Annotated in this window: 12 protein-coding genes; all 12 read left to right on the top strand. The window is 63.7% G+C overall.

Annotated features, from left to right (window positions below; all coding sequences use genetic code 11):
• Window positions 1-40 precede the first annotated feature (40 nt).
• The 12 genes from hflK (at window position 41) to AB8810_RS17455 (ending at window position 15,935) form a co-directional block, all read left to right on the top strand.
• The gene (gene hflK, locus AB8810_RS17510) at window positions 41-1,192 is read left to right on the top strand and encodes an FtsH protease activity modulator HflK (RefSeq protein WP_206229958.1); all 1,152 of its coding nucleotides are present in this window, start codon (window positions 41-43) and stop codon (window positions 1,190-1,192) included.
• Window positions 1,189-2,052 (top strand): protease modulator HflC, encoded by an 864-nt coding sequence (gene hflC / locus AB8810_RS17505; protein ID WP_185813602.1) that lies wholly within the window; start codon window positions 1,189-1,191, stop codon window positions 2,050-2,052. The genes hflK and hflC overlap by 4 nt, the downstream gene beginning before the upstream one ends.
• A gap of 199 nt (window positions 2,053-2,251) precedes the next feature.
• Window positions 2,252-2,437, top strand: a complete 186-nt coding sequence (locus AB8810_RS17500; protein WP_191824987.1) for a DUF2065 family protein — start codon at window positions 2,252-2,254, stop codon at window positions 2,435-2,437.
• A gap of 266 nt (window positions 2,438-2,703) precedes the next feature.
• A complete protein-coding gene (locus AB8810_RS17495; protein ID WP_191824986.1) occupies window positions 2,704-3,996 on the top strand; it encodes an adenylosuccinate synthase in 1,293 nt (430 codons plus the stop codon).
• Window positions 3,997-4,233: 237 nt separating this feature from the next.
• Window positions 4,234-5,460, top strand: coding sequence for a hypothetical protein (locus tag AB8810_RS17490; RefSeq protein ID WP_369914395.1), 1,227 nt, complete (start codon window positions 4,234-4,236; stop codon window positions 5,458-5,460).
• A gap of 135 nt (window positions 5,461-5,595) precedes the next feature.
• Complete coding sequence (locus AB8810_RS17485) at window positions 5,596-8,265, top strand: M1 family metallopeptidase (RefSeq protein WP_369914394.1); 2,670 nt, start codon at window positions 5,596-5,598, stop codon at window positions 8,263-8,265.
• A gap of 240 nt (window positions 8,266-8,505) precedes the next feature.
• Window positions 8,506-8,769, top strand: coding sequence for a YlcI/YnfO family protein (locus AB8810_RS17480; RefSeq protein ID WP_039007274.1), 264 nt, complete (start codon window positions 8,506-8,508; stop codon window positions 8,767-8,769).
• Window positions 8,770-8,775: 6 nt separating this feature from the next.
• Entirely contained in the window at window positions 8,776-9,084 is a 309-nt protein-coding gene (locus AB8810_RS17475; RefSeq protein WP_369914392.1) for a type II toxin-antitoxin system RelE/ParE family toxin, read from the top strand.
• Window positions 9,085-9,150: 66 nt separating this feature from the next.
• The gene (locus AB8810_RS17470) at window positions 9,151-14,073 is read left to right on the top strand and encodes a DEAD/DEAH box helicase (RefSeq protein ID WP_369914391.1); all 4,923 of its coding nucleotides are present in this window, start codon (window positions 9,151-9,153) and stop codon (window positions 14,071-14,073) included.
• A gap of 3 nt (window positions 14,074-14,076) precedes the next feature.
• Window positions 14,077-15,078, top strand: a complete 1,002-nt coding sequence (locus tag AB8810_RS17465; RefSeq protein ID WP_369914390.1) for a restriction endonuclease — start codon at window positions 14,077-14,079, stop codon at window positions 15,076-15,078.
• 325 nt (window positions 15,079-15,403) lie between these two features.
• Window positions 15,404-15,718, top strand: a complete 315-nt coding sequence (locus tag AB8810_RS17460) for an XAC0095 family protein (protein ID WP_369914389.1) — start codon at window positions 15,404-15,406, stop codon at window positions 15,716-15,718.
• A 1-nt stretch (window position 15,719) separates the two neighbouring features.
• On the top strand, window positions 15,720-15,935 hold the full coding sequence (locus AB8810_RS17455) for a hypothetical protein (RefSeq protein ID WP_369914388.1): 216 nt from the start codon (window positions 15,720-15,722) through the stop codon (window positions 15,933-15,935).
• Window positions 15,936-16,067 lie beyond the last annotated feature (132 nt).

The raw sequence follows: 16,067 nt of genomic DNA, 5'->3' as shown, positions 1-16,067 counted from the left end.
CGCGGACCGACGCGCCGCCACCTACCTTCTTGGAGCATGCATGGCCTGGAATACACCCGGCGGCAAGGGCGGAGATGGCCCGGACAATAACGGGCGCAATCCCTGGAAGCCTCGTGGCGGCAATGGTGGCGGCAAGTGGGGCGGGTTGCCCGGTCCGTTGAAGGACCTGTTCGGCGGCGACGGCGCCAACATCGGCCGCTGGGTGCTGGCGGCGGTGGTGCTGCTGCTGTTGTTCAGTTGCTTCCAGCTGATCGGCGAGCAGCAGCGCGGCGTGGTGCTGCGCTTCGGCCAGTTCTCGCGGATCCTGCAGCCGGGCCCGAACTTCAAGCTGCCGTGGCCGATCGAATCGGTGCGCAAGGTCAATGCCACCGAGATCAAGACCTTCAGCAATCAGGTGCCGGTGCTGACCCGCGACGAGAACATCGTCAGCGTCTCGCTCAACGTGCAGTACCGCATCGACGACCCGCGCATGTACGTGTTCGGCTCGCGCAACGCCGACCAGGTGCTGGAGCAGGCCGCGCAGAGCGCGGTGCGCGAACAGGTCGGCCGCGCCGACCTCAACGTGGTGCTGAACAACCGCGGGCCGATGGCCACCGCCGCGCGTGACCGCCTGCAGGCCGCGCTCAGCGCCTACCGCACCGGCCTGATCGTGACCGGGCTGACCCTGCCCGACGCGCGCCCGCCGGAAGAAGTGAAGCCGGCCTTCGACGAGGTCAACGGCGCCCAGCAGGTCAAGGAACGGCTGATCAACGAGGCCCAGGCCTACGCCGCCAAGATGGTGCCGGAAGCCCGCGGCCAGGCCGCGCGCACCCGCACCGTCGCCGAGGGCTACAAGGAAGCGTCGATCGCCCGCGCGCAAGGCGATGCCGAGCGCTTCACCCTGCTGCAGCAGCAGTACCAGAACGCGCCGGACGTCACCCGCAAGCGGCTGTGGCTGGAGACGGTGCAGAAGGTGCTGTCGGAGAACCGCAAGGTCATCGGCGGCGACGGCCGCCAGCTGATCTACGTGCCGATGCCGGCCGACGGCGGCAAGAGCGGCGCCAGCGCCGCGCCGGCGCCGTCCGCCAGCGGCGGCATGCCGACGCTGCCGCAGGAAGTCCTGATGCCGTCGCTGTCCAGCAGCCCGGCCGAAAGTATCCGCAGTCCGGAGCGCACGCCGCGCCCGAACGGCCGTGAGGAGGTGCAGCCATGAGAATTTCCCTGTGGGCGGGCGTCGCGGTCGTGGCGCTGTTCGCGCTGCTGAGCTCGGTGTTCGTGGTGCGCGAAGACCAGACCGCGATGGTGCTGAACCTGGGCCGCGTGGCCCGTGCCGACCTCAAGCCGGGCCTGCACTTCAAGCTGCCGCTGGTGGAATCCACGCGCGTGTTCGATCGCCGCTTCCAGGTGCTGGACACGCCGCCGGCGCGCTACTTCACCGCCGAGCAGAAGGACGTCAGCGTCGACTTCTTCGCCATCGGCTACATCTCCGACGTGCGCGCCTTCTACCGCGCCACCGGCGGCGACGAGAAGGTGGCCAACGCGCGCCTGGCACCGATCATCATCGATTCGCTGCGCAACCAGATCAACTCGCGCACCTTGCAGCAGCTGGTGTCCGGCGACCGCAGCGAACTGATCGCGCAGCAGCTGAGCGCGATCAACGCCGCCGGCAAGACCCTGGGCATGCAGATCACCGACCTGCGCATCAAGCAGATCGACCTGCCGACCGACAGCCAGGTGATCACCGACGTGTACGAGCGCATGCGCGCGCAGCGCAAGCAGGAAGCCAGCAAGCTGCGCGCCGAAGGCGAAGAGCAGGCGCTGACCATCCGTGCCCAGGCCGACCGCGAGAGCACCGTGCTGGTCGCCGAGGCCGAGCGCGACGCGCAGAAGCTGCGCGGCGAAGGCGATGCCGAGGCCGCCAGCATCTACGGCAAGGCCGGCTCCGCCGACCCGTCGTTCTACGCGTTCTACCGCAGCCTGGAGGCCTATCGCGGCGCCATGGCCGACGGCAACGCGGTGATCGTGCTGGACAAGAACGATCCGTTCCTGCAGTACCTGAAGAGCGAGCGCTGATCGAGCCGGGGTTCGGCATTGGGGATTCGGGATTCGCAAGAGCGGATCCCGGTCCCCGCAGTCCCCTGTTGTAGGAGCGGCTTCAGCCGCGACAGGTCCTCTCCGGCAAGGTAAATGTCGCGGCTGAAGCCGCTCCTACAGGTGGTTCAAGGCGCTCCAGCGCTGACGCGTTCGCCCATTCCCTCTTACCCGAGACCCCATGCACGATCTGATCGCCGCGGTGTGCTTGATGATCGTCTTCGAGGGCCTGGTCCTGCTGGTCGCGCCGGAGGCCTGGAAGCGGCTGGTGCAGCAGATGCTGGCCATGCCGGCCGCGCAGTTGCGCATCGCCGGCGGCGTGGCCCTGGCGGTGGGGCTGCTGGCCTTGCTGTGGGTCCGCGCCTGACCCGCATCCGGTTCGCTCCAGCCGGGTACGTCGCTGAACGCGGCCGCGGAAGGGGTGGTGACCGCCACCCAAAACCCGGATAATGCACAAAAGCCGGCCGGGCCCGCTCCACACGAGCGCCTCGACCGGCTTTTTCCGTGTAAGGGCCTGCCGCCGCCTGGACGCTCCCCGATGGAGCGGCCGTACCGGCGCCGGCAAGACCCGTGCATGGCCACCACATCCGTGCGGCCCCGATGGCTGCGCAGCAAACCAGGAGTTACCCAGCCATGGGTCAGTCAGTTGTCGTGCTCGGCGCCCAGTGGGGCGATGAAGGCAAAGGCAAGATCGTCGATCTGCTCACCGAGGAAATCGGGGCCGTCGTGCGCTTCCAGGGCGGCCACAACGCCGGCCACACCCTCGTCATCAACGGCAAGAAGACCGTCCTGCACCTGATCCCGTCGGGCATCCTGCGCGAAGACGCGCTGTGCCTGATCGGCAATGGCGTGGTGATCTCCCCGGCCGCCCTGATCAAGGAAATCAGCGAGCTGGAGGAAGCGGGCGTGGAAGTGCGTTCGCGCCTTAAGATCTCCCCGGCCGCGCCGCTGATCATGCCGTACCACATCGCCCTGGATCAGGCCCGCGAGAAGGCCGCCGGCGGCAAGGCCATCGGCACCACTGGCCGCGGCATCGGCCCGGCGTACGAAGACAAGGTGGCACGCCGCGGCATCCGCATCGCCGACCTGCATTACCCGCCGCAGCTGGAAGAACTGCTGCGCACCGCGCTGGACTACCACAACTTCGTGCTGACCAAGTACCTGGGCGTGGAAGCGGTCGATTTCCAGAAGACCTTCGACGAGGCGCTGGCCTTCGGCGACTACGTGCAGCCGATGAAGTACGACGTGGCCGGCATCCTTCACGAGCTGCGCAAGCAGGGCAAGCGCGTGCTGTTCGAAGGCGCGCAGGGCGCGCTGCTCGACATCGACCACGGCACCTATCCGTACGTCACCAGCTCCAACACCACTGTCGGCGGCGCGCTGGCCGGCACCGGCGTCGGCGCCGATGCGATCGACTACGTGCTCGGCATCGCCAAGGCCTACGCCACCCGCGTCGGCGGCGGCCCGTTCCCGACCGAACTGGACGACGAAGTGGGCCAGGGCATCCGCGACCGCGGCGCCGAGTACGGCGCCTCCACCGGCCGCCCGCGCCGCTGCGGCTGGATGGACATCGTCGCGCTCAAGCGCGCCGTGGCCATCAACGGCATCTCCGGCCTGTGCATCACCAAGCTCGACGTGCTCGACGGCATGGAGAAGCTGAAGATTTGCATCGCCTACGAATACCGCGGCAAGCGCACCGAATACGCGCCACTGGACGCGCAGGGCTGGGAAGAGTGCACCCCGGTGTACCTGGAGTTCCCCGGCTGGACCGAGAACACCCACGGCATCACCGTGTGGGACGAACTGCCGCCCGCCGCCCGCGCCTACCTGCGCGCGCTGGAGGAGCTGGCCGGCTGCCCGATCTCCATCGTCTCCACCGGCCCGGACCGCGACCACACGATGGTGTTGCAGGATCCGTTCGCCTGATCCGGCGTCCCGGCGCATGTCGGGACTTGAGGTGCAGAGAGGCCCCGCAAGGGGCCTTTCTTGCGTCTGTGTGTCGAGCTGCAGAAGAGGCATTCCACATTCCGGAACATGGAATGCGGCCGAGACGCGCCCTGCTCCGGCGGGGCTTTCTTGCCGGTGAAGCCTGGTGGCCGCTGCAGCTGTGCTAGCGTTCTGCGCGCAACAAGCATGACGCCACTTCACCAAGGAAGACCGCTGATGCTCACAGCCCTGTTCGACAAGCTGTTCAATCGCAAACCCAGTCCTGATGCGTTCGCCACGTTGTTCGAGGGCGCGTTGCGTGCGCAGGGCTACCGGGAGGAGCTAACGTACCGGCCGGACGAATTCCGCCTTGTCGCGCCACGCGGGCGCATCATCAATCTGCACAACGCCTACCACGACTACACCACCGCCGATCGCCAGCGCCGCGCCGAGGTGCTGCGCAGCTATGCCGCGGCGTTCGTGGAGGAGGGCGGCGAAGACAACCAGATCGAGACGTTGGAGCAGGCGCGGCCGATGCTGATGCCCGTCGTGCGCCATCGCGCCATGTTCGAGGAGATGCGCCTGGAGCATATCCGCGCGCATGGCTGGGAGACGCCGTTCACCACCGTCTGGCGCGAGCTGAGCGAGGACTGCGTCGAGTTGCTGGCGATCGACCGCCCCGATTCGACCTCGACCCTGCTCGCTGGGCCGAAGGACGCATGGGGCATCACCTTCGAGCAAGCGCTGGCCATCGCCCACGACAACCTGCGCGACGCCACGCCGGACCGCTTCGTCGAGGTCGCCCCAGGCATCTTCCAGGGTGCCTGGCACGACGCCTACGACACCAGCCGCGTAGTGCTGCCCGACGTGCTGCAGCGCGTTCCGGTGAAGGGGCGGCCGGTGTTCATGCTGCCCACCCGCGATTGCCTGCTGGTAGTGGGCGACCGCGACGAAACCGCGATGGCGGGCATGCTGGAACTGAGCCTGGACGCGGCCGCGAACGGGCGCTGCATCTCCTCGCTGGCCTTCGCCTACGACGACGCGCGCCGGATCGTCCCATTCGCGCTGCCGCAGCCCGAGCACCGGCGCCGCCAGGCCGATCTGCAGCGCATGATGGATGCGCCGGCCTATTCCCTGCAGAAGGACCTGCTGGAAAAGATCCACGCCGCGAACCACACCGACATCTTCGTCGCCTCCTACCGCGTGTTCGAGGAGAACGACGGCAGCGGCCGGCAGTTCTCGCTGGCGACCTGGACCCGCGATGTCGACACCTCCTTGCCCAAGGCCGATCGCATCGCCTTCGTCGTGCCGAAGGACGAGGGCGACGCGGACATGGTGGTCGCGGACTGGGACAAGGCCGTCGCGGTGGTCGCCGAACTGATGGAGCAGGAACCGGACTTCTATCCGCCGCGCTTTCGCGTGCGTGACTTTCCCAGCGAGGCGCAACTCAAGCAGCTGGCGTGACTTAGCCGCTGCCATCGGGTCGGCAGGGCGGGGTCCTGGCGGCGCGAGCTGATTGCCCGCTGTCTGCGTTGCAGGCGGCCGCGTCGAACGCGCCGCGCCGTCTGTATCCTGCGCCGGCCCCTTCGAAGAGCCCCCATGCGCCAGATCCTCACGACCGCCATCGCCCTGGCCCTGGCCAGCGTCTCGCCGTGCACGTTCGCCCAGACGGAACGTCCCGCACCCAGCGTCGCCGCCGCGCCGGTCGCGTCGGTCACCACGCAATTGCCGCGCACCGCCAGGCCCCGGCATTACGCGCTGGAGATCACCCCGCACGCCGACACGATGACGTTCGACGGCAAGGTCCGCATCGCGCTCGACGTGCTGCAGCCCACCGACCGCATCGTGCTGCAGGCCGCCGACCTGCGCTTCGGCCAAAGCACCCTGACCGGCGGCAAGGCCAAGGCGGCGCTGGTGGCCAAGGTCGCCACCGACGCCGACGCGCAGACCGCCAGCTTCGTGTTCGACCAGCCGTTGGTGCCGGGCAGCTATGTGTTGTCCATCGACTACAGCGGCGTCATCAACACCCAGGCCAACGGCCTGTTCGCGCTGGACTACGCCACCCCGCACGGCCAGCGCCGCGCGCTGTACACGCAGTTCGAGAACTCCGACGCGCGCCGTTTCCTGCCGTCCTGGGACGAACCCGACTTCAAGGCCACCTTCGACCTGACGGTGAACGCGCCGGCCGCGCAGATGGTGGTCGGCAACATGCCCGTGGCCGCCACCACCGACCTCGGCCATGGCCTCAAGCGCGTCGCGTTCCAGACCACGCCGAAGATGTCCACCTACCTGCTGTTCCTGGGCGTAGGCGAGTTCGAGCGCACCGCGCTCAAAGGCGACAACGGCACCGAGATCGGCGTGATCGCCCAGCAGGGCAAGGCCGACCAGGCGCGCTTCGCGCTGGAGTCCGGCCGCGACGTGCTGCGCGAATACAACGACTACTTCGGCGTGCGCTATCCGCTGCCCAAGCTGGACAACATCGCCGCACCGGGCGGCAGCCAGTTCTTCAGCGCCATGGAGAACTGGGGCGCCATTTTCACCTTCGAACATTCCCTGCTGCTGGACCCGGCGGTGTCGGACGTGACCGATCGGCAGCGCGTGTTCACCACCGCCGCGCACGAGATCGCGCACCAATGGTTCGGCGACCTGGTGACCATGGCCTGGTGGGACGACCTGTGGCTCAACGAAGGCTTCGCCACCTGGCTGGAAGGCCGCACCACCGCCAGGCTGCACCCGGAATGGGATATCGACAAGACCGGCCCCGCCTACGTCAGCCGCGCCGCCATGGGCAGCGACGCCTACGCCACCACCCACCCGGTGGTGCAGAAAGTGGCCACCGTCGAACAGGCCAGCCAGGCCTTCGACGGCATCACCTACGAAAAGGGTTCGGCGGTGATCGGCATGCTGGAGGACTACGTCGGCGCCGACGCATGGCGCGACGGCGTGCGCCGCTACATCGCCAAGCGCGCCTACGGCAACGCCGTCACCGGCGACCTGTGGCAGGAAATCGACGCCGCCGCGCCCGGCAAGCAGTTCCTGCAGGTGGCGCACGACTTCACCCTGCAGCCCGGCGTGCCGCTGATCAAGGTCGCGACCAACTGCAACGCCGGCACCACCGTCGTGCGCCTGGAGCAGGGCGAATACACCCTCGACCGCCCCGGCAAACAACCGTTGCACTGGCACGTGCCGGTGGCGGTGCGCAGCGGCGACAAAGAAGTGCGCGTGCTGGTGGACGGCAGCGCGCAGCTGCAATTGCCTGGCTGCGCCGCGCCGGTGCTGGTCAACGCCGGGCAGAAGGGCTACTACCGCACGCTGTACGCGCCCGCGCAGTTCAAGGCGCTGACCGCCGGCTTCGCCACATTGCCGGTGGTGGACCAGCTCGGCGTGCTGCTGGATACCAGCGCATTGGCCACGGTCGGCCTGCAGCCGCAAGCGGACCTGCTCGGCCTGGCCGACACCGTGCCGGTGGGCGCCGCGTCGGACCTGTGGGTCACTGTCGCCACGGTCTACGCCGGCATCGACGACCTGTTCCAGGACGACCCGCAGAGCCAGGCGGCCTGGCGCCGCTACGCGCTGTCGCGGCTGGCGCCGGAATTCGCCACGCTGGGTTGGGACGGCCGCCAAGGCGATTCCGCCCAGGTCCAGCAACTGCGTGCGCACCTGATCGACACGCTCGGCGACATGGGCGACGCCACCGTGATCGCCGAAGCGCGCCGCCGTTTCGCCGCGTTCCAGGCCGACCCGACAGCCTTGTCGCCGGAACTGCGCTACAGCGTGCTGGGCATCGTCGCGCGCAATGCAGACGCCGCCACCTGGGACGCGCTGCACCGGATGGCGCAGAAGGAGACGTCCTCGATGATCCGCGACCAGGACTACCTGCTGCTGGCCGGCGCCAAGGACGCCACCCTCGCGCAACGCGCCCTGGACATGGCGCTGACCGACGAGCCCGGCGCCACCAACAGCGCCTCCATGATCACGACGGTGGCAGGCGAGCACCCGGACCTGGCCTTCGATTTCGCCGTGGCCCGCCGCGACCAGGTGGACACCCTGATCGACACCACCTCGCGCGCCCGCTACTACCCGCGCCTGGGCGCCGGCTCGGTCGACCTGAAGATGGTCGACAAGATCCAGGCGTATGCGCAGCGCTACCTCGCCGCGACCTCGCGCCGCGATGCGGACGCGGCCATCGCCGACATCCGCACGCGGGTGAAGCTGCGTGCGCAGCGGGTGCCGGAGATCAAGGCGTGGTTGGTGGGACGGAAGGGGTGAGGGTGGGTGGTGGCTGGTCGAGTTCGGCTGGCTTCCGACCAGGGAGCCTTCGCCAGGCCGAACCAAAAGGCTTTGCAAATACCCAAATTGGGTAGAAACCTACCCAATTTGGGTACGAAGGCTGGCGGGTGGTGCGCGCGGGTTGGACGGCCCGCGTCGCTTGCCGAGGACAGCGGCAAAGTTGAAGTCACAGCGCCCACCTGCCATCATGCGTTGCAATTGCAACGCACGAGGTGTCGCATGAAATCAGCATCCCTACCTTCGCTCCGGGTCGATCCTGCGCTGCGCGAAGCCGCTGAGGCGGTGCTGCAAAAGGGCGAAACCTTATCCAGCTTCGTCGAGCAGTCCGTGCGCGCCCAAGTGCAGCTGCGGCAACAGCAAGATGCGTTTGTCGCGCGCGGCCTGGCGTCGCGCGATAGCGCCCGGCAGTCGGGCCGCTACATCGACGCGAAAGACGTGCTGGCTGGGCTGCAGTCCCAGCTGGATACAGCCCGGAAGGGCTAGGCCGTCGTGGGATTCACCATCCGCTTCACGGAGGAAGCGCGCGAAGACCTCTCGCGCCTCTACGACTGGCTGCTGCAACGCGCAGAGAGCGACTTCACCGTGGCCGAGCGTGCGCTGCAGGCCATCCGAGACGGCATCACCGTGCTTGAGCTTGCGCCGTTGAGCTGCCGCAAAGCAGGCCCGGGTAACCCTTTTCTGCGCGAGTTGGTCATCGGCTTTGGCGCCAGCGGCTATGTGCTGCTGTTCGAGGTCGAGGACCGCCAATGCGTCACCGTACTGGCGGTTCGGCATCAGCGCGAAGACGACTATCACTGAATCAAAGCAGCGGGCTCGCAACTTTGTCGGCCCGCTACTTATTGGAAGATTATGGGAGCTGAAGATATGAGTCCGTTGAATGAACTGCTGAGTCGCTTCCGCACTGCAGCGGTGAGTGAGCGAGAGAAAGGCACCTACTTCGAGGAGCTGATCCTCGCCTACCTCCGCACTGAGGCTACCTACCGCGATCTGTACAGCCAGGTCTGGACCTGGGCCGAATGGGCGACGGCTCATGGCTTCAGTGCCAAGGATGATGGCATCGACCTGGTCGCCCAGGTAGCCGGTACCGGTGAAATCCACGCCATCCAGTGCAAGTTCTACGATCCGGACTACAAGCTGCAGAAGAAGGATATCGACAGCTTCTTCACCGCTTCCGGGCGCAAGCCGTTCGTTCACCGTGTCATCGTCAGCACGACCAACCACTGGTCCGACCATGCCGAGAATGCGCTGGTCGACCAGCAGCCTCCGGTCAGTAAGATCGACCTCCATGACCTGGAGGCCAGTCAAATCGATTGGGCGAAGTACCAGTCCAAGGCTGCGCCTGTCCTGAAGAAGAAAAAGACGCTGAGGGCGCACCAGGAATCTGCACTGCTTGCAGTGACGGCCGGCCTCAAGGATGCCGACCGAGGCAAGCTGATCATGGCCTGCGGCACCGGCAAAACCTTCACAAGCCTCAAGATCGCCGAGGCCATGGCGGGCAAGGGCAAGCGGGTGCTATTCCTGGTGCCCAGCCTGTCGCTGCTGTCGCAGACGCTGACAGAGTGGACCCAGGAGAGCGATGTGCCGTTGCACAGTTTCGCTGTCTGCTCGGACAGTGATGTGGGCAAGAAGAAGGGGCGCAAGGAGGACGATGCCGTCCAGACTTTCACCCACGAGTTGCGCTATCCAGCCACCACGAACGCCAGGAGTCTCGCACTGGGCGTGGCCGCTCGCCACGACAATGAGCACATGACGGTGGTGTTCAGCACATACCACTCTATTGGGGTCATTCACGACGCCCAACAGCAAGGACTGGCCGACTTCGACCTGATTGTCTGCGATGAAGCACACCGCACTACGGGTGCAACGTTCGACGGAGATGACGAAAGCGCGTTCGTGCGAATCCATGACGCAGCCTATGTTCGCGCCGCCAAGCGGATATATATGACGGCGACGCCGCGTATCTATGCCGACACTGCCAAGGCAGTGGCCGAACGCGACAATGTTGCCCTCTACTCGATGGACAACGAGGCCTGGTACGGCAAGCAGTTGTACCTGATCAGCTTCTCGGAGGCTGTCAAGCGTGGTTTGCTGGTGGATTACAAAGTCATCGTGCTGGCGGTGGAAGAGAGTCACATCAACCGCAAACTGCAGGGGCTGCTGAAGGACGAGAACAACAGCTTGCGCGTGGACGACGCGGCGAAGATCGTCGGCTGCTGGAAGGCACTGGCTAAGCTGGGCATTCATGAGGATGGCAACGACAAGCCCGAACCGATGAAGCGGGCTGTGGCGTTCTGCCAGGTGATCGAGCCCGGCAAGGGCGGCAAGACCCACAAGGTCAGTTCCAAGGAAATCGCTGGGATGTTCCAGCAGGTCGTGGAGGCGTACCAGGACGCCGAGGACATCGAGGAGGGCGCCCGCCTCACCTGCGAGGCGAAGCATGTAGATGGCGGCATGAACGCCAGCGAGAAGGAAGACAAGCTGGACTGGCTGAAGGCCCCCACGCCGCTGGAGACATGTCGTGTATTGAGCAACGTGCGTTGTCTGTCAGAGGGCGTGGATGTACCGGCGCTGGATGCCGTGCTGTTCCTGACCCCGCGCAATTCGCAGGTCGACGTGGTGCAGTCGGTTGGTCGCGTCATGCGAACGGTAAAGGACAAGGATGGCAATGACCTGAAGAAGCGTGGCTACGTGGTGCTACCGGTCGTCATCCCGGCCGGCGTAGAGCCGAACGAGGCGCTTAACGACAACCAGACGTACAAGGTGGTCTGGCAGGTGCTGCAAGCGCTGCGCTCGCACGACGATCGTTTCGATGCGATGGTCAATAAACTGGATCTGGTGGGGCCAGACCGCAGTAAGATGGAAGTCATCGCCATTGCAGACAACGTGCAGCGCAAGGCAGCGCGTTTGACCAGCAAAGCGGACAAGGCCAAGAGCAAGTTCAGCATTGGCGAGACGCCCGCGGACTATCCGGTCGAAGTACAAGGCGAGTTTGAGTTTGAGGTGGGCGAGATTGAGCGAGCCCTGTACGCGAAGGTGGTAGACAAGTGCGGTAACCGCCGTCACTGGGAGCAGTGGGCGGACGACATCGCTCGAATCGCGCAGACGCACATCGACCGCATCAAGGCGGTGTTGGAGGATGAAGGGCAGCCGAAGGCGCGGGCGGCATTCGAAGCATTCGCAGGAGAACTGCGCGACGACCTGAACGACAAGGTCAGTGACGGCGAGATCATCGAGATGCTGGCGCAGCACCTGATCACCAAGCCGGTATTTGAGGCGTTGTTTGCGGACTACAGCTTCGCCAGCCATAACCCGATGTCGCAGGCAATGCAGCAGGTGTTGGATGTGCTGGAAGCGGAGAATTTGCAGAAGGAGTCAGCCACGCTACAAGAGTTCTACGCCAGCGTGAAGCTACGGGCGGAGGGCATCGACAACGCCACGGGCAAGCAGAAGATCATCGTGGAGTTGTACGACAAGTTCTTCGCAAATGCGTTTCCGAAACTGCGAGACAAGTTAGGAATTGTCTACACGCCTGTAGAGGTGGTGGATTTCATCTTGCACAGCGTGAACCACTTGTTGCAGCAAGAGTTCGGGCAGACGCTGGGCAGCAAGGGGGTGCATATCTTGGACCCTTTCACGGGCACGGGTACTTTCATCACGCGCTTGCTGCAGTCGGGCTTGCTCAAGCCGGAGGAACTGGAGCACAAGTACAAGCACGAGATCCATGCCAACGAGCTGGTGTTGCTGGCGTACTACATTGCGGCCATCAATATCGAGGCTACGTACCATGGTCTGGCGGGTGGGGACTATGTGCCGTTCGAGGGCATCCTGTTGACGGACACCTTCCAGATGTATGAGAAAGACGATCTGGTGGATGCGTTGCTGGTGGACAATAGCAAGCGGCGTAGGCGTCAGAAGAAGCTGGATATTAGAGTGATTGTAGGGAACCCGCCGTATTCGGTGGGGCAGGGGGATGCCAATGCTAACAATGCCAACGTGGCGTATCCGTCCCTTGATGCACGCATCCGCGATACCTATGCGGCCCGCTCAGATGCCAACAATAAGAACGCACTGTACGATAGCTATATCCGCGCCATTCGCTGGGCAAGTGACCGTATTGGGGATGCGGGTGTCATCGGATTTGTCACCAATGCCGGGTTTGTCGAGGCGAATACCGCAGACGGACTGCGTCAGTGTCTTGCGGAGGAGTTCTCGGACATCTACGTGTTCCACTTGCGCGGCAACCAACGCACCAGCGGAGAAACGTCGCGCAAGGAGGGGGGCAAGATTTTCGGTAGCGGTAGTCGTGCACCCATTGCCATCTCCCTGCTGGTCAAGAACCCGCAAGCCGGCGCGCATGGTCGCGTCTTTTTTCACGACATCGGCGATTATCTGAGTCGCGACGAAAAGCTGGAGAAAATTTCCGGCTATGTCAGCGTCTCCGGTATTCCCTCAGAAGCATGGCAGAGCATCGTGCCGGACGCACATGGTGATTGGCTAAAGCAGCGCGATGGTGGGTTTGATCGTTTTATCGCGCTTGGCGACAAGAAGAGTGGCGAGCCGAAATTATTTGAAAATTACTCTGGTGGTGTTCAGACCAATAGGGATGCTTGGGTTTTTAATTTCTCTAAGGAAGCCCTTGAGTCAAACATGATTCGTATGATTGAAAAATACGAGTCCGAACTGGCGCGATTCAACGATGTCTTTGCTGTGGGTGATCGTGCCGCGCGCGAAGCCGCCGCGGCCTCATTCTTAGATGCGGACCCGACTTTGATTAGTTGGTCTCGCTCTCTTAGGTCGGATGCGGTTAAGAATAAGCGGCATGCCATAGATTATTCAAGGCTGACTATCGCAACATACCGCCCATTCACTAAGAGCTGGATGTACTTCGATAGGCGGCTTAATGAAATGGTGTTGCAGATGCCGAAGCTATTCCCTTATGCGGGAGCGGGTAATCTGATAATTACGTTCAAAGAGCGTTGGGGCGGGGACGGTCATTTCGCACTGATCACAAATGCGATCTTGGAGCAGCAGGCAGATGGAGGAGCGCAGTGCTTTCCTCTATATCTCTACGATGAATCGGATCAGCCATCCGACACTGGTTTGTTCGCCACACAGTCCGCTGATGTTCCGCGCCGCCGCGACGCCATCACCGATGCCGGCCTCGCACACTTCGCCAACGCTTATCCCGGCGAAACGATCAGCAAGGAAGACCTATTCTATTACGTCTACGGCATCCTGCATTCCCCCGACTACCGCGAACGCTACGCCGACAACCTGAGCAAGGAGCTGCCCCGCATCCCGCGTGTCCGCGCCGCCCAGGACTTCTGGCATTTCACCAAGGCCGGTCGCGCCCTGGCCGACCTGCACCTCAACTACGAAACGGTGGAGAAGTACCCGCTGACCCTCCAGGCCAAGGGGCCGCTAACCGACGCTGACTACCGCGTCGAGAAGATGAAGTTCGCCAAGAAGAAGGACCTGGAAACCGGAAAATCCGTCAACGACCGCAGTACCGTCATCTATAACAGCAAGATCACTATGGCCAGCGTCCCCGAAGCCGCCTGGGAATATGTAGTCAACGGCAAGGCCGCCCTCGATTGGGTGATGGAGCGCCAGGCCGTTCGCGTGGACAAGGCCAGCGGCATCGTTAACGATGCGAATGACTGGGCCATCGAGACCATGGGCAACCCCAGGTACCCCTTGGAGCTGTTCCAACGCGTCGTCACTGTCAGTCTGGAGACTCAGAAGATAGTCAACTCGCTACCCGCCCTAGATATCTTGGAGAACTGATCAATGGACGACACCGTATGGGGCATTCATGCTGGCCGCACCGGCGACGCTGACCTGCTGTTCCTAAAGCAGAACTGCATCGCTATCGGGTGGGAGGCAATGGGCGACTTGTCCACGCTGGCGGCGGAGCGTGATGCCTTCAAACAGCGTTACGTGCAGGCCTACCCCAATGCCAAGAAGGGCGGCATTGCCACCGTGTCCGGCGTGCCGTACCGCTTCCTGCATGAAATGAAGGTCGGCGACTTGGTGGCGTACCCATCCAAGCAGGACAAGTACATCCACATTGGACGTATCGAGGGCGAGTATCGGTACGAGCCTGCCGGCGAGAAGACCTATCCGCACCGCCGCAAGGTCAAGTGGCTCAAGCATGTGCCCCGTCTGGAGTTTACGCAGGGGGCGTTGTACGAGATCGGGTCGGCTCTCAGCTTGTTCCAGATCAAGAACTACGCCGATGAATACCGCTCCGTAGTCGAAGGCAAGGCACCTGCTGTGATCGGGGTGGACCAGGATTCGACCGTTTCCGCTGTGGCCGATGACATCGAAGACACGACCCGAGATTTCGTGCTCAAGCGCCTGGCACAAGATTTGAAGGGATTGCCACTGGAGGGCTTCGTTGCCCACTTGCTGCAATGTATGGGTTACCACGCTCGTCTGACCCGGAAGAACGAGCCGAGCGTAGACGTCATTGCCCACAAGGATCATCTCGGCATCGAACCGCCTATTATCAAGGTGCAGGTCAAAAGCAGCCCGGGTGCCGCCACTGACAAGGATGTGTCTGCGCTGTACGGCAAGCTATCTAACGGAGAGTACGGCCTGTTTGTGACCCTGGGTACCTTCAGTCCTCCGTCGCGCACCTTTGAGCAGAGCAAGCCGAACCTGCGGCTTATCGATGGCGATGAACTTGTGGAGCTGATTTTTGCTCACTATGAGCAGTTCGACTCTCGTCATAAAGGCCTTCTTCCTCTGCGGCGGATCTATGTTCCGCAAGTTTTGGATGCCGAATGAGCGGAAAATTTCGCATTATCCAATGGCTTTTGATAACTGGGATTGGCGTTTAAGTCAGGCTAGTTGACGGCCGTGGAATGTCGTAGCACTATTAGTTCAAGGAGCCTAGAAACTCCTCGTATAGCGGTACCCACCTCCGACAAACTGGTGGGTTTTTTGTGCCTGCTCACTTCGCAGGCGCAGCCGATGCGATCTCTGCGTCGGGAGGGCGGTGAATACAACACCCGCAAGGGGAATAAACCCGCCGGCTATACGCGGTTTCTAGCCTCCCGACTTCCCGTCCGCCATGGCGGCGGACGGCCACTTCATGGAAGGAGAGGCGACGATGTCGGAGTACAGAACGGACGATCTTGAAATGGCGGGCTATTTGCTGCCAGAAGATAGCCAGTTCCGGTTGGTGCGGCTGGGCGAGTTCATCAAGTTCCTCGCAAGACTGGCAGAGCCACGCAGCGTGGACGAAGAGCGGGAGGCCGCGCCGAAGGTGCGAGCGGGCGAGCTAGCGGTGTGCATGGAATTGCTCGCGGAGCAGATGGACATGGTGCTACGCGAGGTGTCGTGGCCGGCACAGCGTCAGTCTCTTTACTCGGGCCAGGATCTTGGCGGTGACACCGTGGACGCCCCGACGCGGGGGAGGGAGTGAGATGGCCGCTCCAACCTTTGCCCTCGGCATGACCATGGACCAGGTGGACACGCTCGACCGTCTGATGCGGATGATTACGGTCTATGGCGATGTGATCGCCACGGGCAGCGCTGCCAATTTTGATCACCGGACCTTGCCTGCGCTTGGCGAAGCGATCTATGACGCGGCGCATGCGGTGCGCGGCGTCCTTGATGAGGTGATCAAGCAGAGGCTTTGAGGAACGCGGCGCAATAGTGCGTTTGGCCTAGCTGCTGCGTGTGGCGTGCCGATCCGGCCGGTTGGCACGCGGTCCCAAGAAAGTGTCTGCCCCCGTGCGGCGGAGCTTGCGTATGCTTGGCCCCAGCAAGGA

Origin of the sequence: Xanthomonas sp. NCPPB 3005 (genome assembly GCF_041228095.2) — a bacterium.
In the GTDB taxonomy this organism is placed as follows: Bacteria; Pseudomonadota; Gammaproteobacteria; order Xanthomonadales; family Xanthomonadaceae; genus Xanthomonas_A; species Xanthomonas_A bonasiae.
The sequence above is the reverse complement of the archived record's forward strand: the minus strand, read 5'-3'. Positions and strand labels throughout refer to the sequence as shown.